Origin of the sequence: Nocardia sp. NPDC058705 (assembly GCF_042749305.1) — a bacterium.
Taxonomy (GTDB): Bacteria; Actinomycetota; Actinomycetes; order Mycobacteriales; family Mycobacteriaceae; genus Nocardia.
Genome location: NZ_JBHYRN010000003.1, coordinates 81,400 through 106,538, shown reverse-complemented (window position 1 = coordinate 106,538; position 25,139 = coordinate 81,400). Strand labels below are relative to the sequence as shown.

The 25,139-nt window shown below is 67.4% G+C and carries 25 protein-coding genes; 8 read left to right on the top strand and 17 right to left on the bottom strand.

Going from position 1 to position 25,139, the window contains the following annotated elements; all coding sequences use genetic code 11:
• Window positions 1–109: 109 nt before the first annotated feature.
• A complete protein-coding gene (locus tag ACFW6D_RS05965) occupies window positions 110–2,302 on the top strand; it encodes a dehydrogenase E1 component subunit alpha/beta (protein WP_379325729.1) in 2,193 nt (730 codons plus the stop codon).
• Between the two features lie 3 nt (window positions 2,303–2,305).
• Here ACFW6D_RS05965 and ACFW6D_RS05960 read toward each other — a convergent pair whose 3' ends face one another.
• Together ACFW6D_RS05960 and secG are read right to left on the bottom strand one after the other, a co-directional pair.
• The gene (locus tag ACFW6D_RS05960; protein ID WP_379325222.1) at window positions 2,306–2,866 is read right to left on the bottom strand and encodes a hypothetical protein; all 561 of its coding nucleotides are present in this window, start codon (window positions 2,864–2,866) and stop codon (window positions 2,306–2,308) included.
• A 56-nt stretch (window positions 2,867–2,922) separates the two neighbouring features.
• The gene (gene secG, locus ACFW6D_RS05955) at window positions 2,923–3,156 is read right to left on the bottom strand and encodes a preprotein translocase subunit SecG (protein WP_101468684.1); all 234 of its coding nucleotides are present in this window, start codon (window positions 3,154–3,156) and stop codon (window positions 2,923–2,925) included.
• 248 nt (window positions 3,157–3,404) lie between these two features.
• Between secG and ACFW6D_RS05950 the strand changes: the two genes are divergently transcribed.
• Window positions 3,405–4,271, top strand: a complete 867-nt coding sequence (locus ACFW6D_RS05950) for an RNA-guided endonuclease InsQ/TnpB family protein (protein ID WP_379325220.1) — start codon at window positions 3,405–3,407, stop codon at window positions 4,269–4,271.
• 55 nt (window positions 4,272–4,326) lie between these two features.
• On the opposite strand, the gene ACFW6D_RS05945 is transcribed toward ACFW6D_RS05950, so the two are convergent.
• Complete coding sequence (locus ACFW6D_RS05945) at window positions 4,327–5,922, bottom strand: MFS transporter (protein ID WP_379325218.1); 1,596 nt, start codon at window positions 5,920–5,922, stop codon at window positions 4,327–4,329.
• A gap of 228 nt (window positions 5,923–6,150) precedes the next feature.
• Here ACFW6D_RS05945 and ACFW6D_RS05940 point away from each other — a divergent pair, with 228 nt between their 5' ends.
• On the top strand, window positions 6,151–6,657 hold the full coding sequence (locus tag ACFW6D_RS05940; protein WP_379325216.1) for an MmpS family transport accessory protein: 507 nt from the start codon (window positions 6,151–6,153) through the stop codon (window positions 6,655–6,657).
• A gap of 90 nt (window positions 6,658–6,747) precedes the next feature.
• Window positions 6,748–7,542 carry an META domain-containing protein gene (locus ACFW6D_RS05935; protein ID WP_379325214.1) on the top strand — a complete coding sequence of 265 codons (795 nt, stop codon included), beginning with the start codon at window positions 6,748–6,750 and terminating at the stop codon, window positions 7,540–7,542.
• A gap of 65 nt (window positions 7,543–7,607) precedes the next feature.
• On the opposite strand, the gene tpiA is transcribed toward ACFW6D_RS05935, so the two are convergent.
• The 7 genes from tpiA to uvrC all read right to left on the bottom strand — a co-directional run bounded on the left by tpiA (window position 7,608) and on the right by uvrC (window position 15,950).
• A complete protein-coding gene (tpiA, locus tag ACFW6D_RS05930) occupies window positions 7,608–8,396 on the bottom strand; it encodes a triose-phosphate isomerase (protein WP_379325212.1) in 789 nt (262 codons plus the stop codon).
• Between the two features lie 3 nt (window positions 8,397–8,399).
• The gene (locus ACFW6D_RS05925) at window positions 8,400–9,614 is read right to left on the bottom strand and encodes a phosphoglycerate kinase (RefSeq protein ID WP_379238798.1); all 1,215 of its coding nucleotides are present in this window, start codon (window positions 9,612–9,614) and stop codon (window positions 8,400–8,402) included.
• Between the two features lie 5 nt (window positions 9,615–9,619).
• Window positions 9,620–10,636 (bottom strand): type I glyceraldehyde-3-phosphate dehydrogenase, encoded by a 1,017-nt coding sequence (gene gap, locus ACFW6D_RS05920; RefSeq protein WP_378605850.1) that lies wholly within the window; start codon window positions 10,634–10,636, stop codon window positions 9,620–9,622.
• 216 nt (window positions 10,637–10,852) lie between these two features.
• A complete protein-coding gene (gene whiA / locus ACFW6D_RS05915) occupies window positions 10,853–11,836 on the bottom strand; it encodes a DNA-binding protein WhiA (protein WP_056810477.1) in 984 nt (327 codons plus the stop codon).
• On the bottom strand, window positions 11,827–12,891 hold the full coding sequence (yvcK, locus tag ACFW6D_RS05910) for a uridine diphosphate-N-acetylglucosamine-binding protein YvcK (protein WP_379325210.1): 1,065 nt from the start codon (window positions 12,889–12,891) through the stop codon (window positions 11,827–11,829). Before yvcK ends, whiA begins: the two co-directional genes overlap by 10 nt.
• A complete protein-coding gene (rapZ, locus tag ACFW6D_RS05905; RefSeq protein ID WP_379325208.1) occupies window positions 12,888–13,844 on the bottom strand; it encodes an RNase adapter RapZ in 957 nt (318 codons plus the stop codon). Before rapZ ends, yvcK begins: the two co-directional genes overlap by 4 nt.
• Before the next feature lie 120 nt (window positions 13,845–13,964).
• Complete coding sequence (gene uvrC / locus ACFW6D_RS05900) at window positions 13,965–15,950, bottom strand: excinuclease ABC subunit UvrC (protein ID WP_379325206.1); 1,986 nt, start codon at window positions 15,948–15,950, stop codon at window positions 13,965–13,967.
• A gap of 168 nt (window positions 15,951–16,118) precedes the next feature.
• Between uvrC and ACFW6D_RS05895 the strand changes: the two genes are divergently transcribed.
• Both ACFW6D_RS05895 and ACFW6D_RS05890 read left to right on the top strand, forming a co-directional pair.
• Window positions 16,119–16,529 (top strand): hypothetical protein, encoded by a 411-nt coding sequence (locus tag ACFW6D_RS05895; protein WP_379325204.1) that lies wholly within the window; start codon window positions 16,119–16,121, stop codon window positions 16,527–16,529.
• A 281-nt stretch (window positions 16,530–16,810) separates the two neighbouring features.
• On the top strand, window positions 16,811–17,305 hold the full coding sequence (locus ACFW6D_RS05890; protein ID WP_379325202.1) for a hypothetical protein: 495 nt from the start codon (window positions 16,811–16,813) through the stop codon (window positions 17,303–17,305).
• A 39-nt stretch (window positions 17,306–17,344) separates the two neighbouring features.
• On the opposite strand, the gene ACFW6D_RS05885 is transcribed toward ACFW6D_RS05890, so the two are convergent.
• A complete protein-coding gene (locus ACFW6D_RS05885; protein WP_379325200.1) occupies window positions 17,345–18,037 on the bottom strand; it encodes an HAD family hydrolase in 693 nt (230 codons plus the stop codon).
• Between the two features lie 170 nt (window positions 18,038–18,207).
• Here ACFW6D_RS05885 and ACFW6D_RS05880 point away from each other — a divergent pair, with 170 nt between their 5' ends.
• Window positions 18,208–20,160 (top strand): gamma-glutamyltransferase family protein, encoded by a 1,953-nt coding sequence (locus ACFW6D_RS05880; protein WP_379325198.1) that lies wholly within the window; start codon window positions 18,208–18,210, stop codon window positions 20,158–20,160.
• A gap of 157 nt (window positions 20,161–20,317) precedes the next feature.
• On the opposite strand, the gene ACFW6D_RS05875 is transcribed toward ACFW6D_RS05880, so the two are convergent.
• The 5 genes from ACFW6D_RS05875 to ACFW6D_RS05855 form a co-directional block, all read right to left on the bottom strand.
• Complete coding sequence (locus tag ACFW6D_RS05875) at window positions 20,318–20,806, bottom strand: PH domain-containing protein (protein ID WP_379325196.1); 489 nt, start codon at window positions 20,804–20,806, stop codon at window positions 20,318–20,320.
• A 2-nt stretch (window positions 20,807–20,808) separates the two neighbouring features.
• Window positions 20,809–21,285 carry a 6,7-dimethyl-8-ribityllumazine synthase gene (gene ribH / locus ACFW6D_RS05870; protein ID WP_379325194.1) on the bottom strand — a complete coding sequence of 159 codons (477 nt, stop codon included), beginning with the start codon at window positions 21,283–21,285 and terminating at the stop codon, window positions 20,809–20,811.
• A 43-nt stretch (window positions 21,286–21,328) separates the two neighbouring features.
• Window positions 21,329–22,573 carry a bifunctional 3,4-dihydroxy-2-butanone-4-phosphate synthase/GTP cyclohydrolase II gene (locus tag ACFW6D_RS05865; protein WP_379238787.1) on the bottom strand — a complete coding sequence of 415 codons (1,245 nt, stop codon included), beginning with the start codon at window positions 22,571–22,573 and terminating at the stop codon, window positions 21,329–21,331.
• A 159-nt stretch (window positions 22,574–22,732) separates the two neighbouring features.
• Entirely contained in the window at window positions 22,733–23,404 is a 672-nt protein-coding gene (locus tag ACFW6D_RS05860) for a riboflavin synthase (protein WP_379325192.1), read from the bottom strand.
• A gap of 19 nt (window positions 23,405–23,423) precedes the next feature.
• Window positions 23,424–23,663: a hypothetical protein gene (locus tag ACFW6D_RS05855; protein ID WP_379325190.1), complete on the bottom strand. Its 240-nt coding sequence runs from the start codon at window positions 23,661–23,663 to the stop codon at window positions 23,424–23,426.
• A gap of 341 nt (window positions 23,664–24,004) precedes the next feature.
• Between ACFW6D_RS05855 and ACFW6D_RS05850 the strand changes: the two genes are divergently transcribed.
• The gene (locus ACFW6D_RS05850) at window positions 24,005–24,475 is read left to right on the top strand and encodes a hypothetical protein (protein WP_379325188.1); all 471 of its coding nucleotides are present in this window, start codon (window positions 24,005–24,007) and stop codon (window positions 24,473–24,475) included.
• Window position 24,476: 1 nt separating this feature from the next.
• Here ACFW6D_RS05850 and rpe read toward each other — a convergent pair whose 3' ends face one another.
• Window positions 24,477–25,133, bottom strand: a complete 657-nt coding sequence (gene rpe, locus ACFW6D_RS05845; protein WP_378628313.1) for a ribulose-phosphate 3-epimerase — start codon at window positions 25,131–25,133, stop codon at window positions 24,477–24,479.
• Window positions 25,134–25,139: the final 6 nt, after the last annotated feature.

Here is a 25,139-nt window from a genome sequence, read left to right as displayed (position 1 = left end):
AGTAGCTTTCTTGGCAGGCCGATGGTTCGGACGTCGGCTCTCCCTCGGGCGAGGAGTGGTCGCGGTGGCACTGGGTTCTGTTGATCTGGATGGGGCATTTCGGGGCGCGATGGGCAGTCTCCGGGTATCCGGCCGGGTCGACCCGCTCGATGCCATCGATGCCTCGTTCGGGATCGAGCTGTTCGAATCTCAGGTCGCCAGTAGGCATCTCGATCTGGCGGCTCGGCGGTTGGGAGCTGCTCGGCAGGGGTTCTACAGCATCGGATCGTCGGGGCACGAGGGCAATGCGGCGGTGGCGGCGGCGCTGCGGGTCGATGATCCGGCGCTGTTGCACTATCGGTCGGCGGCGTTCTTCGTGCAGCGGTGTAAGCAGATTTCGGGGCTGGATCCGATTCGGGATGTGCTGCTGGGGGTGGTCGCGGCGGCTGCTGATCCGATATCCGGTGGGCGGCACAAGGTGATCGGGAGTGCGGCGGCGTCGATCATTCCGCAGACGTCGACCATCGCTTCGCATCTGCCGCGGGCGGTGGGGTTGGCGTTCGCGTTGGATCGGGCTGCTAAGCAAGGGATTTCGTGTCCGTGGCCTGCGGATGCGGTGGTGGTGTGCAGTTTCGGGGACGCGTCGGCCAATCATTCGACGGCGGTCGGGGCCGTCAATGCGGCGGTGCATGCGTCTCATCAGGGGGTGCCGATGCCGCTGGTTTTCGTGTGTGAGGACAACGGGCTCGGTATCAGTGTGCCCACCGCGCCGGACTGGATCGAACGAGCCTATGGTCCGCGACCAGGGCTCACCTATATTGCCGCCGATGGATGTGATCTGCCTGATGTGCTCGGCGCTGCTGAAGACGCGGTGCATCTGGCCCGGACCTGGCGGGTGCCGGTTTTCCTGCACCTGCGGACGGTTCGGCTGGGTGGGCATGCCGGGTCCGATGTCGAGTCGGCCTATCGGGGCCCGGCCGACATCGCCGCTGATCTGGCTCTCGACCCGCTGCTCGGCACCGCCCGCTACCTGATCTCAGCGGGGGTCGCCGATGCGGGCGAGCTCCTCGATCGCTACGAACGCATCGGCGCACGCGTTCGCGAGACCGCCGATGAGGTGGTGCGAGAAGCACGGCTCGACTCCGCGGCGGCCGTGATCGCGCCGCTCGCACCCATGCATCCGGATGCTGTCCGCGACGACGTGGTCCGCCCTGTACAGCATGCCCACACGAACACCAGTGCTCACGAATCATCAACCACCGCAACAGGATCGACCTGCGACGCCGACTCCCTCGATCCGACGAACATGCCTCCCCGGATGACGCTGGCGCAAGCGATCAATCACACCCTTGGCGAACTCCTCGCCCGAGATCGCGATGTGCTGGTCTTCGGTGAGGACGTCGGCCGCAAGGGCGGGGTGTACGGCGTCACCAAAGGCCTCAGAAAACGGTTCGGTGCCCGTCGCGTCTTCGACACCCTCCTAGACGAACAGTCCATCCTCGGCACCGCCCTTGGCACCGGATTGGCCGGCTTCATCCCGATCCCCGAGGTCCAGTACCTCGCCTACGTCCACAACGCGGCCGACCAGATCCGCGGCGAAGCAGCGACTCTGCAGTTCTTCTCGAACGGTCGGTACCGCAACCCGATGGTCATCAGGATCGCCGGCCTCGCCTACCAGAAGGGCTTCGGCGGCCACTTCCACAACGACGATTCCCTTGCGGCACTGCGTGATATCCCCGGCATCGTAGTGGCGGTACCTGCCCGCGCCGATGACGCCGCCGCCATGCTGCGAACGTGTGTCTCAGCAGCAAGGGTCGATGGTCGCGTGTGCCTGTTCGTCGAACCGATCGCGCTGTACCACACCCGAGATCTGCACCCCGGTGACGAATCATGGCTGGCAGCACCGGTTTCCGACCACGTTCCGATCGGCAGTGCCCGTATCTACGGCGACGGCGACGATCTCACCATCGTCACCTTCGGCAACGGCGTACCGATGAGCTTGCGGACTGCGGATCATCTTGCCGCCCAGGGTATTCGGGCACGCGTCCTCGACCTGCGCTGGCTGAATCCGCTGCCGGTCGCCGATCTGATCCGCCACGCCGAAGACACCGGGCGGGTGTTGGTCGCCGACGAAACCCGCAGCAGCGGTGGAGTTTCCGAATCCGTCTACGCGGCACTGATCGACGCGGGCTACCGCGGTGCGCTCGCCCGGGTGACGAGTGCGGACAGTTTCATTCCACTCGGCCCCGCCGCCGACACGGTATTGCTCAGCGAGTCCGACATCGAAGTCGCTGCCCGCAAGGTCGTGGCGGCCGGACGTTAGCCGCTACGACAGCGAATACCGGTACCAGACACCGTCATACGGGCGATATCTCTCGTCGTACTCGCCCGACTTCGGCGGGGCACCGCCCGGTAGATAGGCGAACCCGGAACCACCGACGAATCCGCCGGGCGTTCGGAACAGGCAGCCACCGTCTTTCCGCTGGACGGCTTCGACGGTGAAGACGCCGATCCGATGACCCGCGGTTGTCTCGTCGCACGTCTGCGCGGCCTGCTCGAAATGCGACTTCGACACCAGCCACCCGAACTGTTCCGGCACACCGAACCAGCCCAGCAACCCGGTCAGCACCACTACCGCAGGCGCCACCGCCACCATGACGAACTGCCGGTACGCGATCATCCCCACCGCTGCGACCACGAGCCAGCACACGCCGAGCGCGAGCAGACCGAACAGCAGCGAGCCGGTCACCGACAACCTACCGTCGACCATGTTCTGCCAGAGCAGCCACAGACAATCGACGATGACCAGCCCGGTCACCCCGAAGATGATGATCGTCCACCAACGCGGCACCGGCCTTCGCAGTGGCGCTACTCCCCCATCGCCCATGTGGCCACGCTACCGGTTGCTTCCCCGGTGCGGCAGGCTACGACAGCAGGGCGGACTCAGGCGAACTTGATCTCGAGGCCGATGCCGAGGATCGCGATGAACCAGACGATGCCGACGAAGATGGTGATGCGGTCGAGGTTCTTCTCGACGACGGTGGAGCCCGACAGGCTCGACTGCACGCCGCCACCGAAGAGGCTGGACAGGCCGCCACCCTTGGCGCGGTGCAACAGCACCAGCAGCACCAACAGCAAGCTGGTGATCACAAGGAGGATATCGAGGAACAGCGACATGAGGTTCATCCTAGGTGGTGGAGGATCGACTGGTCTAATGGGGCACCGACGGGACGGCGTTCGGTATCGATCCCGCCCCAACGGCTCACCTGTCGACCACCCGGAGACTGCAGAGGACGGGAGCTCTCGAACCCGCAAGACCTGCCCCGAACACCGTGTGCCATGGACCGGGTTCGACCTGATCAACACGTTCAACACCTGGAAGAAAACCGAAGCCGCAGGCCGAATCTTCGCCGTCGACACCGACGGTGGCACCGAAATGCAGGTCACCGGATTGGCCTGGCGAACCGAGGTGTGCCAGCAGGTTTTCGAGGAGGATCAGCCTGACCGTCGAAGCATCCGATCTGCACCCCGCCCACCATCACCGACCTCGTCGACACGACGACGCCGATGGTTGGGTCGGGATCGATCGCGGATTGAGCGTGTTCGCGGTCGCCGCGACCGGCGACGGAACCGAGGTCGCCCGCGTCGATACCGCGCCGCGACCGTTGATCACCGGGTTGGATCGGCAACGTCGTCTGGCGAAGTCGGTGTCACGCAAACAGAAGGGCTCACACAACCGTCGAGACGCCGCTGCCCGATTAGCACGCCATCATCACCGAGTCGCCAACATTCGCCGTCATTTCGCTCATCAGGTCGCTAACCAGCTGGTCAAAACCCACGACCGGCTCGTGATCGAAGACCTGAACGTGACCGGAATGCTCGGCAACCGCCGTTTAGCTCGTGCGATCAGCGATACCGGATGGGCCGACTTCGCTCGCCTGTTGGCCTACAAACAGGGTTGGCGTGGTGGCATGGTGGCTATCGCGGATCGCTGGTATCCGTCGAGTAAACGCTGCTCGGCCTGCGGGGAAATCAACGCCGACTTGTCGTTGGCGGATCGAGTGTTCGTCTGTGGGTGCGGGTTTCGTGCTGACCGTGACCACAACGCGGCGATCAATCTCGCGCTGTGGCCGACAATGCAGCAGAACTTTTCGCGATCCCCGGACCCCCGAGCAGGAGGCCGGGTTACCAAAGTCCGCCGACGGGAAGGCGCTGACCGACACCTTACGGGTGCCGGTGAAACCGTCCCGGTTGACGCGGGAACCGAGGTCCACGCCACACTTGTGGCGTGAACCGACGACGCCCGAGAAGGGCGGTGTGTGAAACCAGACGGCTTTCAGACACGCTTTAACCAGGCTCGACGGCGACCAGGTGTGAGACGGTGTCGGGGCCTGCTGAGTACTGGGCGACGGTCTGTTCTATCTCGCGGTCGCGGGCGGTCAGGCGCACCTGGTGCTGGTGCATGTGCTCGGCCCAGGATCGCACGACGAAGGCTTCGACGAAGCGGTCGACGGTGCCGACGTCGCGGTAGAGCCGCCATTCCATCGCGCCCGTGCGCTGCCTCGAGCGCCCGACCAGCGCCATCGACTCGGTGAAGGTGGCGACGTCGGCGGGTGGCACGTCGTAGCCGCGCATCACCAGGACGGGGCCGTCGGCGGGTTCGGGCTCGACGACGAGTTGGGGTTCGGGCCAGAACGCCGCTGGGGAGAGGTCGATCTCCTCGACGTTGTGCCGGATCGGCCACCACAGGGTGCTCACGGCGCAGCCCGCCAGCATCACCGCGGCGATCAGCAGGGCGGTCACAGCACCGTAAGCCCCGGCGACCAGGCCCCAGAGCAGGGAACCGATCGCCTGACCGCCCATGAACACCAGCATGTACACCGACAGCCCGCGGGCGCGCACCCAGGCGGGCAGCAGCAACTGCATGGTCGAGTTCAGTGTCGACATCGCCAGCAACCACGCGAGTCCGGCCCCTACCAGCAGCACGAGAACGACCGCCACGTTGTGGACCAGTGCGGTCGCGACCGCACCCAGGCCGAACAGGATCGCGGCCAGCGAGAGTCGCTGGGTGGGGGTGAAGAGGATTCGAATCCGCGACAACCCGAGCGCGCCACACACCGCGCCGAGCCCGAGCGCGCCGAGCAGCAGACCGTAACCGGACGACGACAGTCCGAGCCGGTCGTGCGCGATCACCGGCAGCAGCGACCATACGGCGCTGGCGGGGGCGATGAACAGGATCGCGCGGAACAGCACCCGCCTGATCGCGGGGGCCGCGCGGATGAACCGGGTGCCCGCCTGCAACGCGGCGAGGGGCCGTTCACTGGGCAGCGGGCTCGTTCGCGTCGGCCATTTCGACACCAGCAGCACCGCGACGATGCCGATGAACGACACCGTGTTGAACCCGAATACCACCGTCGGCCCGGCCAGCGACACGATCACACCGGCCACCGCGGGCCCGACGGCGCGACCGATGTTCACACTCATGCTGCCCAGCGCGGCCGCCGAGGTGATCTGATCGCGCGGCACCAGTTCGGGCTGGATCGCCTGCCACGCGGGGGCGGTGAGGGCCTGCCCGCAGCCGAGCAGGAACAGCAGGCTGAGCAGGACCGCGGGGGTGGTGTGGCCGGTGGCGGTGGACACCGTGAGGGTGAGCGAGACCAGCGCCATGCCGGTCTGCGCGCCGAGCAGCAGCCTGCGGCGGTCCACCAGGTCGGCGAGCACGCCGGACGGGATCGACAGCAACATCACCGGCAACGTCAGCGCGGTCTGCACGAACGCCACCAGCGCGGCCGCGTTCGGTTGGTCGACCACCAGCCACTGCGCGCCGACCGTCTGCATCCAGGTACCCAGGTTCGACACCAGCTGAGCGATCCACAGTGCCCGGAACAGCGGCGACCGCAACGGCGCCCAGGTCGAGATCCGTTCCGCCGCGACGATGCCCACCCGACGAGCTTATCCCCGGCGACCACCGTGCCGCGCGCTGTGACCCCTGCTCCCACCGGTGCCCGCCCGTTGTGCAGTATCCCGGCGAACGGCCAGATACCTTGCGGCCCACGATAATAAAAGCGGCGATCGACCGATACGGTGTTATCTTCTGTGCGCTTTCGAGCGATCAGACTGCAGCTCCCGTTTCGTCCCGGGGGGAGCTCGTACGACACGGAGGAACGACCCATGAATGCCCCGCAGCAGCCGTATGGCCAGCAGCCCTACGGCCAGCAACCGCCTTACGGCCAGCAGCCTCCCGGCGGTGGCTACCCGCCGCAGGGCGGATACCCGCAGCCGCCACGCAAGAAGAAGGTGTGGCCGTGGGTGCTCGGTGGCATCCTGCTCGTGCTGTTGCTGATCGTCGGTGGTTGCGTCGCGTTCGTCGGCACCGTCGCCAACGAGATCGACAAGGAATCCAAGCGCACGATCGATGTCTCCTACGAGGCTTCGGGATCCGGCACCGCCACGGTGATCTACGTCGTCAAGGACGTCGATGTGGCGACCGAGTCCGACGTGGCACTGCCCTGGTCGAAGAACCTCGCGATGGACGGCATCGGCAAGTACGTCTCGCTGACCGTGATGCCCGGCCTCGACGGCGGCACCGTCAGCTGCAAGATCACCGTCGACGGCAAGGTGATCTCCGAAGACCAGGGCAGCGCGAGCGCCAACTGCCAGGGCACCGCGCACGAGTAGACCTCGCCTACCCGCCCCGAACACCCTCACCAATCGCCTGCCGTAGCGGCCGGTCGGTGTTCGGGGCGGCCCGTACGTACCATCGGCGTCATGCGGATAACCCTTCGACCACTCGCCACCCTCGCGATACCCCTCGCGATACTCAGCACAGTGGTGGCCGGGTGCGGATCAGCCGAGAAGGATCCGGTGGACGACACCGCCACACCGATGGGCAACACCTACATCTCCACCGAGGTCGTCGGCGACAAGATTCCCGGCGGCGGTCCGATGACGCTCAGCTTCACCGACGGCCGGATCTCGGCGACTTCCGGCTGCAACTCCGCCGGGGGCAGTGTCGACCTGAGCAACCACATCCTGCACACCTCGCCGCTGGCGGGCACGCTGATGGCCTGCCCCGGTGACCGCGCGAGCGCCGACGCCTGGCAGAGCACTTTCCTGGAATCCGATCCCACCTGGCGTCTCGACGGTGACCGGCTGACGCTGACGGGCAAGTCCGTCACCATCCATCTCACCGACAAGCAGATCGTGAGCCCCGACAAACCGCTGACCGGCACCACCTGGGTTGTCACCACCATGCTCACCCCGGACGCGCAGGTCCGTTCGACCGCGCTCGACGAGGCGAGCCCGACCCTCACCATCGGCGAGGGCGGCACCGTCAGCGGCACCGCGGGCTGCAATCGGATGACCGGAACCGCGGGCGTCGGTCCGGGCGAGGCTGTGACCTTCGCGATCGGCACCACCAAGATGATGTGCCCGCCGGAGGTGATGGAGGTCGAGCAGGACGTGCTGCGTGCCCTGGACGGGAAAACCACCGCCACCGTCGACGCCGACACGCTCACCCTGCGCAACGACAACGGCTACGGCCTCATCCTGCACGCACGATAGCGCCACGGAATGCGAAGGGCCGGAAACCTATTGGTTTCCGGCCCTTCGGTGTTCGAACTACCCGATCAGGGCAGCGGACCGCCCGCGGCGATCGCCGACAGGGTGGCGAACTCGTCACCCTTGAGCGAGGCACCGCCGACCAGCGCGCCGTCGATATCGGTCTGACGGATCAGCTCACCGATGTTCTTGGCGTTCACCGAACCGCCGTAGAGCACGCGCACACCGGCAGCGACCTCCTGGGAGGCCAGCTTCTCCAGCTCGCCGCGGATCGCGCCGCACACTTCCTGCGCGTCGGCAGCCGAGGCGACCTTGCCGGTGCCGATGGCCCAGACGGGCTCGTAGGCGATGACGACCTGCGAAATCTGTTCGGCCGTCAGACCTTTGAGCGAACCACGCAGCTGCTCGAGGTTGAACTCGACGTGCGTGCCCGCCTCGCGGACACCGAGACCCTCACCGATGCAGACGATCGGGGTGATCTCGTTCTTCAGCGCCTGCTTGGCCTTCGCCAGCACGGTCGCATCGTCTTCGTGGTGGTACTGACGACGCTCCGAGTGCCCGACCACCACGAAGGTGCAGCCGAGCTTGGCCAGCATCGACCCGCTGATCTCACCGGTGTAGGCACCGGAGTCGTGCGCCGAGACGTCCTGCGCACCGTAGGTGATCAGGAGCTTGTCGCCGTCGACGATCGACTGCACGCTGCGCAGGTCGGTGAACGGCGGGATCACCGTCACGTCGACCTTCGCGAAGTACTTCTCGGGCAGCGCGAACGCCACCTTCTGCACCAGCGAGATGGCCTCGAGGTGGTTGAGGTTCATCTTCCAGTTGCCCGCGATGAGCGGTTTACGTGCTGCCATCGCTCAGCCCTCCAGCACCGAAATACCGGGCAGCTCTTTGCCTTCCAGGTATTCCAGGGAAGCGCCGCCGCCGGTGGAGATGTGCGAGAAGCCGTCGTCGGGCAGGCCGAGCGCGCGCACGGCAGCTGCCGAGTCGCCGCCGCCGACGACCGTGAACGCACCCTTGGAGGTGGCGGTCACGATGGCTTCGGCGACACCACGGGTGCCGTTGGCGAACTTCTCGAACTCGAACACGCCCATCGGGCCGTTCCAGAACACGGTCTTGGCCTCGGTGAGCAGTGCGGAGAACCGGGCCACCGACTCGGGGCCGATGTCGAGGCCGAGCCAGCCGTCGGGGATCTCGGTCGAGGACACGGTCTTCGTGTCGGCGTCGGCCGCGAACTTGTCGGCGACGACGATGTCGACCGGCAGGTGCAGCACGTCGCCGAAGCGCTCGAGCAGGTCCTTGCAGGTGTCGATCATCTCGGCCTGCAGCAGCGAGCCACCGACCGGAAGTCCTTGCGCGGCAAGGAAGGTGAAGCACATGCCGCCGCCGATCACCAGGGTGTCGACCTTGGGGGCCAGCGCCTCGATCACGGCCAGCTTGTCCGAGACCTTCGAGCCGCCGAGCACGACCGCGTACGGGCGGGCCGGGTCCTTGGTGAGCTTCTGCAGCACCTCTACCTCGGCGGCGACCAGCGTGCCCGCGTAGTGCGGGAGCTGCTGGGCGACGTCGTAGACCGAGGCCTGCTTGCGGTGCACCACACCGAAACCGTCGGAGACGAACGCGCCGTCGTCGCCGACCAGTTCGACGAACGCCGCGGCCAGCTTGGCCCGCTCCGATTCGTCCTTGCTGGTCTCGCGCGGGTCGAAGCGCACGTTTTCCAGGAGCAGCACGTCGCCGTCGGTGAGGCCTTCCGAGCGCGAGAGCGCGTCGTAGCCCACCACGTCACCGGCCAGCTGGACGTTGCGGCCCAGCAGTTCGGCCAGCTTCGCCGCCACGGGCGCCAGCGAGAACTTGGCGTCGGGCTCGCCCTTGGGGCGGCCGAGGTGTGCCATCACGACCACCTTGGCGCCGGCCTCGACCAGCGCCTGGATGGTCGGAACCGAGGCGATGATGCGGCCCGGGTCGGTGATCTGACCGTTGTCGTCGAGGGGGACGTTCAGGTCGGAGCGCACGAGCACGCCCCGACCTTCGACACCCTCGGCCAGGAGATCCTGCAGTGTCTGAACAGTCATCGCGGTCAGAGCGACTTGCCGACGAGATCGACCAGGTTGGCCAGACGGTTGGAGTAGCCCCACTCGTTGTCGTACCAGGAGACGACCTTGACCTGGTTGTCGATGACCTTGGTCAGCGGCGCGTCGTAGATCGACGAGTGCGGGTCGGTGACGATATCACTGGAGACGATCGGGTCCTCGTTGTACTTGAGGATGCCCTTCATCGGGCCCTCGGCGGCGGCCTTCATCGCCGCGTTGATCTCCTCGATGGTGGCAGGCTTGGCCAGGGTCGCGGTGAGGTCGGTGACCGAGCCGGTCGGGACCGGAACGCGCAGCGCGTAGCCGTCGAGCTTGCCCTGCAGTTCGGGCAGCACCAGGCCGATGGCCTTGGCCGCACCAGTGCCGGTGGGCACGATGTTCAGGGCCGCGGCGCGGGCGCGACGCAGGTCCTTGTGCGGCGCATCCTGGAGGTTCTGGTCCTGGGTGTAGGCGTGAATGGTGGTCATCAGACCGTTCACGATGCCGAACGAGTCGTTGAGGACCTTGGCGATGGGGCCGAGGCAGTTCGTGGTGCACGACGCGTTGGAGATGATGTTCTGGCTGCCGTCGTACTTGTCGTCGTTGACGCCCATCACGATGGTGATGTCGTCGCCGGTGGCAGGCGCGGAGATGATGACCTTCTTGGCACCCGCGGACAGGTGGCCCTTGGCCTTCTCGGCGGCGGTGAAGATGCCGGTGGACTCGACGACGACGTCGACACCCAGCTCGGCCCACGGCAGTGCCGAGGGGCCTTCCTTGATCGCCAGTGCCTTGATGCGCTGCTCGCCGACCACGATGGTGTCGCCCTCGACCGAAACGTTCTGCGGCAGACGACCCAGGATCGAGTCGTACTTCAGCAGGGTGGCGAGAGTGTTGATGTCGGTGAGGTCGTTGACCGCGACGATCTCGATATCGGTCTCGCCGACGGCCTTCAAGGCCTCCACCGCACGGAAGAAATTACGTCCGATACGACCGAAGCCGTTGATACCTACCCGGACAGTCACGTTATCGCTCCTCAGCTTTCAAGCGGATTCATTCCGACGGTAACCACAGTAGTAGCCGCGTCAGCGTTCACGACAGCCACCTGTGAGTTGTGAGCTCCCCGGCCTCAGGCCTGCGGAGCCCCCAGAATAAAGGGCAGAGCGGTCATGCATGACCGCTCTGCCCTAATCGTCGAATTCGCCACACCTTGCGGCGCGAGGAGTCTGTCGCTGTTCCTACTACGCGTCGTCCAGGAGTTCTGCTGTCACCGCGGACTCGGTATCGGGGATGCCGAGGTCTTTGGCGCGCCGGTCAGCCATCGACAGCAAGCGCCGGATCCGGCCCGCGACAGCGTCTTTCGTCATGGGCGGCTCGGCCAGCTGACCGAGTTCCTCCAGGGAGGCCTGCCGGTGCTGTACCCGCAACCGACCCGCCGCGGCGAGATGTTCGGGGACGTCGTCGGCGAGGATCTCGAGTGCGCGTTCGACCCGAGCGGCCGCCGCGACAGCCGCGCGCGCCGAGCGACGCAGGTTGGCGTCGTCGAAGTTGGCGAGCCGGTTGGCGGTGGCCCGCACCTCGCGGCGCATCCGCCGTTCCTCCCAGGTGAGCCTGGTGTCTTGCGCGCCCATCCGGGTGAGCAGGGCGCCGATCGCCTCACCGTCGCGCACCACCACGCGGTCCGTGCCGCGCACCTCGCGTGCCTTGGCGGTGATGCCGAGCCTGCGCGCGGCGCCGACCAGGGCCAGTGCCGCCTCCGGACCGGGGCAGCTCACTTCCAGGGCCGAGGAACGACCCGGCTCGGTGAGCGAGCCGTGGGCGAGAAACGCGCCACGCCATGCCGCTTCGGCGTCACCGATGCTGCCGCCGACCACCTGCGCGGGCAGCCCGCGCACCGGACGACCGCGCACATCGAGCAGGCCGGTCTGGCGCGCCAGCGCCTCGCCTTCCTTCGACACCCGCACAACGTAACGGGAGGTCTTGCGCAACCCACCCGCGCCGAGCACATGCACGTCGGAGCCGTATCCGTAGAGCTCGAAAATCTCTCTGCGCAGGCGCCGGGCGATAGACCCCATGTCCACCTCGGCTTCCACGATCACCCTGCCCCCCACGATGTGCAGACCGCCCGCAAACCGCAGCAATGCCGACAGCTCCGCTTTACGCGAACTGACCTGCGACACCACGAGCCTGCTCAGCTCGTCCTTCACCTCGGCTGTCATCGCCACGAGACGCGCTCCTTTCCCACCGACCCCGAACGCTCTTCTGCAACACGGCGCACATCCGACGCGCTGTGTCGTCCCTCGACTCGAAGCCCAGCCAGTTGCGACCGCGGCGACCTGATCAGTTGATCCAGTGCGGCGGCAAGTTTTCCGGGATGATGCCGATCCGTTCCCGGCTCGGCCACATCGCAGAACGTTACCCGTGCGCGCAACTGTTCGGCGGCTCTTGCCACATGTTCCCGTTGCCGCCCCTCGGGCACCGACGCCGAGTCGACGAGCACGTCGTCGACCGCGAAATCCGGTGCGTGCTGGGACAATACATGGAGATGACGCTCCGCGGAAAAGCCGGCGGTCTCGCCGGGCTCCGCGGCCAGATTCAGAACGAGTACTTTGCGTGCCCCGGTACGCACGAGTGCGTCGTGCAATTGCGGCACGAGAACATGCGGAATGACACTGGTGAACCACGAACCCGGTCCCAGCACAACAACATCCGCGTCTTCGATGGCCGAAGTCGCCTCGGGGCTGGCGGGCGGATCGGACGGAATCAGCCGCACCCGCCGGACCTTACCCGGCGTGGTCGCCACCGCAACCTGACCGCGCACGCAGCGTCCGATGCGCGGATCCGATTCCAGGCCCGACACTTCGGCCTCGATGTCGAGCGGGATCGGCGACATCGGCAGCACCCGGCCGGTGATGCGCAGCAGTCTGCCCACCTCGTCGATCGCGGCGACCGGGTCGCCGAGGATGTCGGTGAGTCCGGCCAGGATCAGATTGCCCACCGAGTGCCCGGCCAGCGCGCCGGTGCCGCCGAAGCGGTGCTGCACCGTGGTGGTCCACACGCCGTCGGCGTCCTCGGACAGTGCGGCCAGCGCCATCCGTAGGTCTCCCGGCGGGAGCATGCCCAGTTCGGCGCGCAGGCGTCCGGAGGACCCGCCGTCGTCGGCGACGGTGACGACGGCGGTGATCCGCCGCGTCAGCCGTCGTACCGCTGTCAATGTCGCGTACAGCCCGTGTCCACCGCCCAGCGCGACAATGGCTGGGTCGGCTTCGGTTCCACTCATTCGCGCCCCAGATCCCGGTGCACGACGCGGACGACGTCCACCGCCGCGTCCCCGGCATCGGCACCGATTCGCTCGCCCAGTGCCTCGGCGATGGCGACGCTGCGATGTTTGCCGCCGGTGCACCCCACTGCCACGGTCATGTATCGCTTCCCCTCTTGGCGGTATCCGGTCGTCGTCAGGTCGACCAGGTGTTTGCCGGTTCGCAGGTAGTCCTGCGCGCCGGGCCTGCTCAGCACGTAGTCGCTGACCACCGACTCCTGACCGGTGTGTTCCCGCAATTCCGGAATCCAATGCGGGTTGGGCAGAAATCGCACGTCCAACACCATGTCGGCGTCGAGGGGAACACCGTACTTGAAGCCGAACGACTGCAGGGTCAGTTGCAGTGCGGCTGGCGCGCCTGCCCCGTAGGCCTCCTCCAGCTTGCGGTGCAACTGGTGGATGGACAGCTCGGTGGTGTCGATGACGAGGTCGGCGGCGCCCTTGACCGGGGCCAACCTGGCTCGTTCGGCGGTGAGTCCCGCACTCAGCGTTCCGTCCGGACTGTCGCTCTGCAGCGGGTGACGGCGGCGGGCGAAGCCGAACCGCCGGATCAGCACATCGTCGGAGGCCTCGAGGAACAGCACTCTTGTCCGGATGCCCGCGCCGCGCAACTCCTCGGTGACGCCGGAGAGCTCGCCGGTGAAGAAGCGGCTGCGCACGTCCATGACCAGCGCCAACCGCCGGATCGGCGGGTCGGCCGCGGCGCCTAGTTCGATCATCCGCCCGATCAGTTCGGGCGGTAGGTTGTCGGTGACGTACCAGCCGAGATCTTCCAGCACGCGCGCGGCAGTGCCGCGGCCCGCGCCGGACAAGCCGGTCACGATGACCACTTCTACTGGTTGCTGTGTGTCGGTGACCGTCCCGGACTGCCCGGGTGCCGCCCCCGCCTTGTTATTCGATTCGACGCGTGTCATGTCCTACCGGATCCGTTTCTGGGTGCCTTTCGATCATCCCGCACCGGTTCGGGTATCGGGCGCAGACACACAACGTACGGCACACGCAATGTTGCGTCCTGCGATAGGCGGCCGTCGTGCTTATGGACTGTTGAGTGCCGCGAGCACCGCTTTCGCCGTCGAGACGCCGATTCCCGGCACCGAGGTGATTTCTTCGACCGTCGCGTCCTTGATCCTGGCGACCGAGCCGAAATGGGTGACAAGGGCGGTGCGCCTGGTCTCGCCGAGGCCGGGCACCGAGTCCAGTGCCGAGGCGGTCATCCGGCGGGAGCGTTTGCTGCGGTGGAAGGTGATGGCGAAGCGGTGGGCCTCGTCGCGGACGCGTTGCAGCAGGAACAGGGCCTCGCTGTTGCGCGGCATGATCACCGGGTCGGCTTCGCCGGGCACCCAGACCTCTTCGAGGCGTTTGGCCAGGCCGATCACCGCGACATCGGTGATGCCGAGGTCGTCGAGGACCTCGGCGGCGGCGGCCACCTGGGGGGCACCGCCGTCGACGACGTAGAGGTTGGGCGGGTAGGCGAAGCGGCGGGGGCGGCCGGTGGTGGGGTCGATGCCGGGTCGCGAGGCGGGTTCGTCGACTTCGTCGGGTTCGATCTCCACCGGTTGTTCGCGGTCGCGGGCCAGGCGGGCGAAGCGGCGGCGGGTCACCTCGGCGATGCTGCCCACGTCGTCGGAACGGCCGTCGCCTGCGGCTTCCTTGATCGCGTAGTGGCGGTAGTCGGACTTGCGGGCCAGGCCGTCTTCGAAGACCACCAGCGAGGCGACCACGTCGGTGCCCTGTACGTGACTGATGTCGACGCATTCGATCCGCAGCGGGGCGCTGTCGAGTTCGAGTGCTTCCTGAATGTCTTGTAGCGCTTGCGATCTCGAGGTGAGGTCACCGGCGCGGCGGAGTTTGTGCTGGGCCAGCGCCTCGGCGGCATTGCGCTGGACCGTTTCGGCGAGCGCCTTCTTGTCGCCGCGCTGCGGGATGCGCAGCGAGACCGCGGAGCCGCGCATCTCGCTGAGCCACTCGCCGATCTCCTCGGCGTCGGCGGGGAGTTCGGGGACCAGCACTTCCCGGGGGACGACGATGGCCGCGTCACCGTTCTGGTCGGCCATGGCGGCCTGCTCGCCGTAGAACTGGGTGAGGAACTGTTCGACCAGGGCGGCGAGTTCGGTGCCGGATTCGGCGACATCGAGCGCGTCACCGGACTTGTCGACGACCCAGCCGCGCTGACCACGCACGCGGCCGTCACGGACGTGGAAGATCTGGACGGCGGCTTCGAGTTCGTCGGTGGCGAAGGCGATCACGTCGGCGTCGGTGCCGGTGCCCAGGACCACGGCCTGCTTTTCGAGTGCGCGGCGCAGGGCCTGCACGTCGTCGCGCAGGCGCGCGGCGTTCTCGAAGTCGAGGTCTTCGGCGGCCTCGTGCATGCGGCGTTCGAGGGCGCGCACCATCTTGTCGGTCTTGCCGGAGAGGAAGTCGCAGAAGCCCTCGACGATCTGGCGGTGCTCGTCGGCGCTGACCCGGCCCACGCACGGTGCGGAGCATTTGTCGATGTAGCCGAGCAGGCAGGGGCGCCCGATCTGGTTGTGCCGCTTGAAGACTCCGTTGGAGCAGGTGCGCGCGGGGAACACCCGCAGCAGCAGGTCGAGGGTCTCGCGGATCGCCCAGGCGTGGGCGTAGGGACCGAAGTAGCGCACGCCCTTCTTGCGGGCGCCGCGATAGACGAACAGCCGCGGGTATTCCTCGTTGAGGGTCACCGCGAGCACCGGGTAGGTCTTGTCGTCGCGGTAGCGCACATTGAACCGCGGATCGAATTCCTTGATCCAGTTGTACTCGAGCTGCAGCGCCTCCACCTCGGTGGACACCACCGTCCACTCGACCGAGGACGCGGTGGTCACCATCTGCTTGGTGCGCGGATGCAGGGAGTACACGTCGGCGAAGTAGGAATTCAGCCGACTCCGCAGGCTCTTGGCCTTACCGACATAGATGACCCGCCCGTGCACGTCCCGAAACTTGTACACACCGGGTTCGACGGGAATCGTGCCCGGCGCCGGCCGGTAGGTTGCGGGATCTGCCACCCATCCAGCCTAGCGAGGGGCTCCGACAGGTTCGCATCGCTGAGTGCACGGGCGGTGTTCTTTCGTCGAATGGTTCCAGCGACCACACCGCGCAGCGACAGGCTGGGTACACCGACAGCGCCCCTGTGTAGCGTGGGACCTCGGATTCTGTGCCTGAAAGGACGTCCGATGAGCAACGCCGCGCTGCCGCAAACCCATGACGACCTGTACAACGACGAGGCGACCCCACACGGGGTCATGCCCGGCACCGTGCGCGGTGCGCGCCTGATCGCGGCGGTCGCCGCCGCTGTCGGCGTGGTGCTGATCGCGATCACGGTGGCGCTGGGCGGCTCACTCGGTGCCCTGCTCGCCGGGTACCTGCCGTCCTTCGCGCTGGTTCCGCTGGCGCTATCATTCCGGGCCGCCGGTGACCTGGTACGTAAGGCAACAATCGGGGTCGCGGTATTGGCACTTCTGGTGTCCTCGACAGGTATCCTCACCGGTCTGCCGCCAGGGGCAGTCGGTATCGTCGCCAACGGAGCCGTCGCCGGGCTACTGCTGCGGCCCTCGGCCCACGCCTGGTTCACGCGCACGCGCTGACGATCGGCAGCCGACCCCGCACAACGACGAGCCGACCCGGTGATCTTGAATGTCCTTCGGGGGGAACGGAATCGCCGTGATGTCACTCCCCGATGATCCATCCGGAGAGGACAGCCGTGACCGGCCCCGAACACCACCCCGCCCTGCCGAATTCCGCACCGATCGATCCGCAGGCACCCCCGTATTCGACCGGTCAGGAACCGAGTGCCGGGATTTCGCCGCACCCGTGGACCGGCACACCTCACGGCTACCGCGATCCTGTCACGCAACACTCCTTCGCCATGAGGACCCGTGATGGCAGCTATGTCACCTACCCCGGCGATGCTGGGTATCCCGACGCGCCGGCGAGGCAGCACGACGGCGTTGCCGTCCACGCCTGGCCTCCCGTCGGCCCGCTCGACACCGGCGGTCCACGGTCGCCGCAGCGGATGCCCGGCAATGTCCGTGCCGCGCAGGTGATCTGCTGGGTCGGCGGCGGGCTCGGTATCGCGCTGGTCACCGCGCTCATCGTCGCCGATCTCCCGGATATGGCCGGCGCCGCGATCGCGGGCTTCCTGCCTTTTCTGTTCCTGGCGATTCTCGCGTTCGGGTTCACCAGCGGGGCCAATGGCATTCGCGGATGCGCCATCGCGGCCGCGTGCCTGCAGGCGCTGTGCGGGCTCGGATCGGTGGCACAGCCTGCCCCACCCGGACCGTTCGGCATGGTGGCAGGTGCCGCGATCGCCATCCTGCTGGCGCGAGAGTCCGCGCACGAGTGGTTCACCCGTCCGCACTGATCGAGTGCGTCGATCGCCCGTCCGGAGCCACCAGCGGGCTCAGCCCGACATGACGATTCCGTGGGCGGCCAGTGCGTCGATCAGGGCGCGCGGCCGGTCCGCCGTCGGCAATGCCTCGACGAGGGCGAAGTGGGCGCCGAGGGTGGTTGCGCCGCCGTCGGCTTCGGTGCTGTCGCCGATCATGAGGACTCGCTCGGGGGCTACGCCGAGTCGGTCGGTGGCGTCGCGGAAGATGTGCGGGTTCGGTTTGATGGCGCCTACTTCGTAGGACAGGGTCATCGAGCCGATCAGGTCGGTCCAGCCGTGTTTGTCGAAGGCCGGGCGGATGTCGAAGGCGATATTGCTGACGATGCCGATCGGGATGCCTTGGGCGGCAAGGGATTCCAGGACAGTGCCGGTGTCGCGGTACGGGGTCCAGGTGAGTGGGTCGATGAGGCGTTCGTAGAGACGCGCGGCCTGGGTGTCGGGGACGCCGGAGCCGCGCAGCACTTCGAGGTAGGCGTGGCGGTGTAGGGCGGGGTCGAGATCGCGGTTGTCCCAGGCGTGCTGACCGGCCGCGTCGAAGGTCATGAACTGCTCGACCGGGGCCGTCATCCGCCGCAGCACTTCGGCTTTCGCCGCCACGTCGAAGGGGGTGCCGTCGTCGCCGACGAGTTCGTCGGCCCAGGTCCGGTCGTCCTCCAGCCGGAAGACCGTGCCGGAGAAGTCGAAGAGCACCGCGTCGATATCCATGTGAGCCAGGGTAGCGAGGCTGCCGAGCGGCGACTGGCGGAAATCGGTCGGGGAACCGAAGATTCGCGTGCCCGTCATCGCGATGCCCGGCACCGTCGACGCGTCCTCGCGGTGGGTGCCGCGGCGGAAAAAGCTCGAAGGGTGTCGTACCCGCGAGTTACGCTGCCTACATGACGCCAAGGCGACGGACGTGGATCGGGGCCACGACGGCCGCAGTGCTCGCGGTGGGGGTACTGGCCGGATGTTCGACAGATGACACGAGGGCCGCGGAGTGCACCAGCACGCCCAACGGCACCCCGGTGTCCGCGGCGCCCGCGACCGGCGGGGGTGCGCCGACCTCGCAGAACCTCAGCACCAATCCCGAGATCGCGTCAGGGTACCGCTCGGACATGACCGCGGTGCGCACCAGCACCTACGCGGTGTCGACGGCCAACCCGATCGCCACCGAGGCCGCGTGCCGGGTGCTGCGGGCGGGCGGCACCGCCACCGACGCACTGGTCACCGCGCAGGCGGTGCTCGGGCTGGTGGAACCGCAGGCTTCCGGCATCGGCGGCGGTGCGTTCCTGGTGCACTACGACGCGAAGTCACGCACCGTCGACACCTACGACGGCCGCGAGACCGCGCCCGCCGCCGCGACCGAGAACTATCTGCGCTGGGTCAGCGACACCGACCGCACCGAGCCCGCGCCGAACACCAGGGCCAGCGGTCGTTCGATCGGCGTGCCCGGGGTGCTGAAGATGCTCGAACTCGCGCATCAGGAGCACGGGATGAGCGCCTGGAAGGAATTGTTCGATCCCGCGATCAGCCTGTCCGACAGCGGTTTCGAGATCAGCCCCCGGCTGGCCGGGCAGATCGCCGAATCCGCGAAGGACCTCGCCGCTGACGAGGCCGCACGCGGCTACTTCCTCGAACCCGACGGTTCGCCCAAAAAGGCGGGCACGGTTCTCACCAATCCCGCACTGGCGAAAACACTGTCGGCGGTCGCGACCGACGGCGCGAAAGCCCTCTACAGCGGCGCCATCGCCCAGGACATCGTCGAGGCGGCGGCCAGCACCGCGGGCGGACGCACCCCGAGCCTGCTGACCACCACCGACCTGGCGAATTACGAAGCCAAGAAACGCTCCGCGCTGTGTACCGGGTATCGCAAGTTCGAACTGTGCGGCATGCCGGCGCCGTCCTCGGGCGGTAGCACCGTCGCCGCGACGCTGGGCATCCTCGCCAATTTCGACCTCGCCGCGCTGCGCCCCCAGGAGCTCGACGCCAACGGCGGGCGCCCCGACGCGCGAGCCGTGCACCTGATCGCCGAGGCGGAGCGGCTGGCCTACGCCGACCGCAACAAGTACGTCGCCGATCCGGATTTCGTTCCGCTGCCCGGTAATTCGGCTCTGTCGCTGGTGCACCCGCAGTACCTGAAGGAGCGGTCGACCCTGATCGACCCGCAGCGCAGCATGGGCACCGCGAAGCCGGGCAACCTCGGTCCCGTACCACTCGGCAACGGCCCGCAGCCGCCCGAGCACGGCACCAGCCATATCTCCGTCGTCGACAAGTACGGCAACGCGGCCGCGATGACCACCACGGTCGAATCGGCGTTCGGGTCGTTCCATCTCGTCGACGGGTTCGTGCTCAACAATCAGCTCACCGACTTCGCCGCCGACCCCGTCGACCCGGACGGCACCCCCGTGGCCAACCGCCTCCAGCCCAACAAGCGCCCACGCAGTTCGATGGCACCCACCCTGGTCTTCGACCGCGACGACAAGGGTGATCGTGGCGAACTGAAGCTCGTCACGGGTTCACCCGGCGGTTCGGTGATCATCCAGTTCGTGGTGAAAACACTTGTGAATGTGCTCGATTGGGGCCTCGACCCGCAACAGGCGGTGTCCGGAGTGTCGTTCGGCGCGGGGAACACGCCCGTCACCGGCGTCGGCGGTGAGCATCCCGATATCAATGCCACCGACAACGGCGACCATGACCCGCTGGTCCAGAAGCTCCGGGAGATGGGCCACCAAGTCTCGGTCGCGCCGCAGTCCAGCGGACTCAGCGCGCTGCAGCACAACGGCAAGGACGGCTGGATCGGTGGTGCGGATCCGCGCCGAGAAGGAGCGGTCCTCGGCGACACCCGCTGAGCGTTCGCTATTTCGTCGCACGCACGGCGTACGGCCGATCGGGCGACGAATAGCGAACAGGCCGCCTCTGCGCGTACGCCTGCTGGCCGGTGGAGGTCTGGCCTTGCCCGGTGCACGCGAGCCAGACCATGGCCGGATGGGACGAACAGCGCGCTGTTCAGTCCTGCGGGGCGTAGCGGGCGCCGAGTTCGCGGACGCGCTCGATGGCATCGGCCGCGTGGGCCTTGTCGTTGGAGCGGATCGCCAACATCGGGACGTAATCGTCGTCGGCGAGTTCGAGGCGGGCCCACGATTTGCGGTCAGGAAAGGTCGCCCCGCGGATGTAGGCCCACGGGTACACCTGCTCGCCCAGGATGTTGCGCACCGCGACGCCCTCGCTACCCGCGCGCACGCGCGGACGGGTCAGCATCAGGACCGCGCCCGCACCGACCACCCCGATCAGAATCATCGCGACCTGATCGGCGACCCGGAAGTTCACCCCGGTCGACCCGGTCCGCAGCAGCAGCCCGCCCGCGGTGAACGCGATCACGATGACAACGGCGACCACGATGGCGGTGCGGGTGGCGCGGCGCGGCCGCACCTCGAACTCCCAGCCCGCGTCGTGCTCGGGCGAACTACCGCGCCGCCATGTTCGCACCACCGGCACGGTTACGCCGATCGCAGCGCGCGCAAGGTGAGCGCGGCGTCGAGAGCGGCGGCACAGGCCTGCTCACCCTTGTCCTCCGCCGAACCGGGCAGTCCGGCCCGATCGCGCGCCTGCTCTTCGTCGTTCGTGGTGAGCACACCGTTGGTGACGGGGGTCGCCGCATCGAGCGAAACCCGGGTCAGACCAGCGGTCACCGCATCGCACACGTACTCGAAATGCGGTGTGCCACCACGGATCACGACACCGAGAGCGACAACGGCATCGTGCGTGCGAGCGAGCTCCTGCGCGACGACCGGCAACTCCATCGCACCGGCACAACGCACCACGGTCACATGCTCGACACCGGCTTCCTTGGCCACCCGCTCGGCATTCGCCACGAGCGTGTCGCAGATCTCGGTGTGCCAGCGCGAGGCGACGATGCCGAGTTTGACGTCTGCGGCCTGCGCCAAGGCGAAGGTCGGAACACCCGTGCCGCTCATCGTTACTGCCTTTCGAAAGTAGTGATCACTGCGCGGTTTCGGATCACTGCGCGGTTTCGCCCAGGTCGAGATCGTCGAGGCCGACCAGGTCATGGCCCATCCGGTCCCGCTTGGTGCGCAGGTAGTGCAGGTTCTCGGCATTGGCGCGCAACGGCATCGGAACCCGCTCGGTGATCGCGAGGCCGTAACCGTCGAGGCCGACCCGCTTGGCCGGGTTGTTCGTGAGCAGCCGCATCGAGCGGATGCCGAGGTCGACCAGGATCTGCGCGCCGGTGCCGTAGTCGCGGGCGTCGGCGGGCAGGCCGAGGTCGAGATTCGCGTCGACGGTGTCGCGGCCGGAGTCCTGCAGCTGATAGGCCTGCAGCTTGTGCATCAGGCCGATGCCGCGACCCTCGTGCCCACGCATGTAGAGCACGACGCCGCGACCCTCGAGGTCGACCATCTCCAGCGCGGCGTCCAGTTGCGGGCCACAATCGCAGCGCAGCGAACCGAAGACGTCACCGGTCAGGCATTCGGAGTGCACGCGCACCAGCACGTCCTCGCCGTCGCCGATGTCGCCGCGCACCAGCGCGACATGCTCGGGCTCGTCGAAGATGCTCTGGTAACCCACGGCCTTGAAGTCGCCGTGCGCGGTCGGGATCCGGGCCTCGGCCACGCGCACGACATGCTTCTCGTGCTTGCGCCGCCAGGCGATCATGTCGGCGATCGAGATCATCGCCAGGTTGTGCTCGTCGGCGAACACGCGCAGCTCGTCGGTGCGGGCCATGTGCCCATCGTCCTTCTGACTGACGATCTCGCAGATCACGCCCGCCGGACGCAACCCGGCCATCCGGGCCAGATCGACCGCGGCCTCGGTGTGACCGGGCCTGCGCAGCACGCCGCCGTCCTTGGCGCGCAGCGGCACCACGTGGCCGGGGCGGGTGAACTCGTCGGCCTTGGCCTCGGCACTGGCCAGTAGGCGCATGGTGACGGCCCGGTCGGCGCCGGAGATGCCGGTGGTGATGCCCTCGCGCGCGTCCACCGACACGGTGTAGGCGGTGCCGTGCTTGTCCTGGTTCATCGCGTACGCGGGCGGCAGACCGAGGCGGTCGCAGTCGTCGGCGGTCAACGGCACGCAGATGTAGCCGGAGGTGTAGCGGATCATGAACGCGACCAGCTCCGGGGTGGCCTTCTCGGCCGCGAAGATGAGGTCGCCTTCGTTCTCCCGGTCCTCGTCGTCGATGACGACAACAGCCTTGCCGGCCGCGATATCGGCGACCGCGCGCTCGATGCTGTCCAACCTGGTCACGTCTGCTTGCTCCGTAATTTTGGCGGCCGGGGCCGCGTGTTTCTCGGCCCTGGGGGCCTCGATCTTCCCTCCCGGCGGGCACTCCTTCGTCGCACCCTCTGGTCAGTCCAGATCGAGGCGGCCGAGAAACTGCCTATGGGATGGCAATGACTTCCTACATTACGGCGTGGTCCTCGGTCGTTCCGTGAGGCCCGGCACCGTTTGTCCGCAACCTCGCTGGGCGAGGCGTTCTACGTACTTCGCGATGACGTCTACCTCGAGGTTGACCGTGGCGCCGACAGGGGCGGTGCCGAGGACGGTCAGGGCGAGGGTGGTGGGGATCAGGGAGACCTCGAACCAGTCGCGGGATCCGTCGGCGTTCGGTTCATCGTCGATGCCGAGCGCTGACACGGTGAGGGAGACGCCGTCGACGGTGATCGAGCCCTTCTCCACGACATAGCGGGCGATGGCGTCGGGCAGGGAGATGCGGACGATCTCCCAGTTCTCCGACGGGGTGCGGCGCAGCACGGTGCCGGTGCCGTCGACGTGGCCTTGCACGAGGTGGCCGCCGAGGCGGCTGTTGAGGGCGGCCGCGCGTTCGAGGTTGACCGGGGATCCGGGGGCCAGGCCGCCGATGCTCGAGCGCTTCAGCGTTTCGTCCATGACGTCGACGGTGAAGCTGTCGCCGTCGACCACATCCACGACGGTGAGGCACACGCCGTTGACCGCGATCGAATCGCCGTGTCCGGCATCGGAAGTCACCAGCTTGCCGCGGATCGTCAACCGGGCGGCGTCGGTCAGCGCCTCGGTGGCCACGACCTCGCCGAGCTCCTCGACGATCCCTGTGAACATGCCTGACTCCCTTGTCGCGTCATCCGTACTCGTTCGGCCCAACAGCGGGTGCGTGGCCGCTATTCCCGCACAGCCGCGCGGCTTCGTCGCACAGCCGCGCGGCTTCGTCGCACAGCCGCGCGGCTTCGTCGCACAGCCGCGCGGCTTCGTCGCACAGCCGCCCGGCTTCTTCGCACAGCCTAGTGGCGTGGTCGGTGAGCCCGGGGCGGGGGCCGAACCCGACCGCGCGCAGCACTCGGTCACCGAAAGCGATCAGCAAGGCATCGATTCAGCGGCAAAGGGGTATCGACATGACTCAACACCGCCGTTAATCATTCCGGCGGTTGTCGTTCAATCCAATTTCCGGCGAACCGGTCCACGCATTCATCCGGCCGTCTTAACCTGGTATTACCCGCCATGACGAACTGGAAACACGGTGAGTGGAATGCTTGCGCCCACCGCACCATTGACGCAATATTGTTACGTCAACGATTCCTGCTGTTCAACCAGATGTCGGGGCCTGGAACTGCGGGTATCGGGAGTTCGCCCCAGGGATAGTCCACCACTCCAGGAAGACAACACTGTGGGTTACAAACGGTTCGCAATACGTGGGGGTGCCGCATGAGCACATTGATCGATTCGACGCTGGAAATGCGCTGCGTGCGTTATCGGCGCGAGTTGCACCTACCGGCCAAGATCGATTTCGGGTCCCGGCGCATTCTGCTCCAGATCGGCGCGCACTACGGCGCGGTCACCATGCCAGGCGATCTGGGTGAGCGAGTACAGGCCCGGTTGCGCGAGGCGGGGATCGCAGGCCCGGTCGTCGATCACCCGCGCGCGCGGCGCTGGACGTTCCTCACCGGCCCGTGCCGACCCGATTCCGTCACCGCGACCGCGTCGGCGGAGCTGTTCCGCCTCTACGCGACCGTCGCCTGCACGGGCAGCCAGATCGTGCTGCCCTCCCCCGACGACGAGCGCACCGGTTACCGCACCTGGGTGCAGGCACCCGAAGCCGGCGACCAGCGGCCGCCGGTCCACGCCGTCATCGACGCGGCGCGGGCGCTGGGCACCCGCAAGCTCCGCTCGTTGTGATTCAGGGCAGCCAGGCCGAGGTGGCCAGGTTGCGCAACTTCTGCACAGCGGCACCGGGGTCGGCGGTGTTGTAGACGGCCGACCCGGCCACGAAGCAATCGATCCCGGCCGCCGCGGCCTGCTCGATGGTGTCGTCATTGATGCCGCCGTCGATCTCGACGACCAGGTGAAGTTCGCCCGAGTCGACCAGGTTGCGCACGATCCGCGCCTTCTCCAGCACGCCGGGAATGAACGACTGCCCGCCGAAACCGGGTTCCACGCTCATCACCAACAGGGTGTCGAATTCGCGCAGGATCTCCAGGTACGGCTCGATCGGGGTGTTCGGCTTCACCGACAGCCCGGCCCGGCCGCCCGCGGCGCGGATGTCGCGCGCCACCGCGATCGGATCGTCGGTCGCCTCGGCGTGGATGGTGACGTTGTAGGCGCCTGCCTCGGCGTAGCTCGGGGCCCAGCGGCCCGGATCGTCGATCATCAGGTGGCAGTCGAACGGGATGTCGGTGGCCTTCAGCAGGCTCTGCACGATCGGCAGACCCAGTGTGAGGTTCGGCACGAAGTGGCCGTCCATGACGTCGACGTGTAGCCAGTCGCAACCCTCGACAGCGGCGGCCTCGGCGGCCAGATTCGCGAAGTCCGCGGACAGGATTGACGGGGCGATCATCGGCTG

What these genes read in the sequence shown, in the direction of transcription:
- ACFW6D_RS05965 (WP_379325729.1), top strand. Translation starts at nt 110, where the DNA reads ATGGGCAGTCTCCGGGTATCCGGCCGGGTCGACCCGCTCGATGCCATC.
- ACFW6D_RS05960 (WP_379325222.1), bottom strand. Translation starts at nt 2,866, where the DNA reads ATGGGCGATGGGGGAGTAGCGCCACTGCGAAGGCCGGTGCCGCGTTGG.
- secG (WP_101468684.1), bottom strand. Translation starts at nt 3,156, where the DNA reads ATGTCGCTGTTCCTCGATATCCTCCTTGTGATCACCAGCTTGCTGTTG.
- ACFW6D_RS05940 (WP_379325216.1), top strand. Translation starts at nt 6,151, where the DNA reads ATGAATGCCCCGCAGCAGCCGTATGGCCAGCAGCCCTACGGCCAGCAA.
- ACFW6D_RS05935 (WP_379325214.1), top strand. Translation starts at nt 6,748, where the DNA reads ATGCGGATAACCCTTCGACCACTCGCCACCCTCGCGATACCCCTCGCG.
- tpiA (WP_379325212.1), bottom strand. Translation starts at nt 8,396, where the DNA reads ATGGCAGCACGTAAACCGCTCATCGCGGGCAACTGGAAGATGAACCTC.
- ACFW6D_RS05925 (WP_379238798.1), bottom strand. Translation starts at nt 9,614, where the DNA reads ATGACTGTTCAGACACTGCAGGATCTCCTGGCCGAGGGTGTCGAAGGT.
- yvcK (WP_379325210.1), bottom strand. Translation starts at nt 12,891, where the DNA reads ATGAGTGGAACCGAAGCCGACCCAGCCATTGTCGCGCTGGGCGGTGGA.
- rapZ (WP_379325208.1), bottom strand. Translation starts at nt 13,844, where the DNA reads ATGACACGCGTCGAATCGAATAACAAGGCGGGGGCGGCACCCGGGCAG.
- ACFW6D_RS05895 (WP_379325204.1), top strand. Translation starts at nt 16,119, where the DNA reads ATGAGCAACGCCGCGCTGCCGCAAACCCATGACGACCTGTACAACGAC.
- ACFW6D_RS05890 (WP_379325202.1), top strand. Translation starts at nt 16,811, where the DNA reads ATGAGGACCCGTGATGGCAGCTATGTCACCTACCCCGGCGATGCTGGG.
- ACFW6D_RS05885 (WP_379325200.1), bottom strand. Translation starts at nt 18,037, where the DNA reads ATGGATATCGACGCGGTGCTCTTCGACTTCTCCGGCACGGTCTTCCGG.
- ACFW6D_RS05880 (WP_379325198.1), top strand. Translation starts at nt 18,208, where the DNA reads ATGACGCCAAGGCGACGGACGTGGATCGGGGCCACGACGGCCGCAGTG.
- ribH (WP_379325194.1), bottom strand. Translation starts at nt 21,285, where the DNA reads ATGAGCGGCACGGGTGTTCCGACCTTCGCCTTGGCGCAGGCCGCAGAC.
- ACFW6D_RS05860 (WP_379325192.1), bottom strand. Translation starts at nt 23,404, where the DNA reads ATGTTCACAGGGATCGTCGAGGAGCTCGGCGAGGTCGTGGCCACCGAG.
- ACFW6D_RS05850 (WP_379325188.1), top strand. Translation starts at nt 24,005, where the DNA reads ATGAGCACATTGATCGATTCGACGCTGGAAATGCGCTGCGTGCGTTAT.
- rpe (WP_378628313.1), bottom strand. Translation starts at nt 25,133, where the DNA reads ATGATCGCCCCGTCAATCCTGTCCGCGGACTTCGCGAATCTGGCCGCC.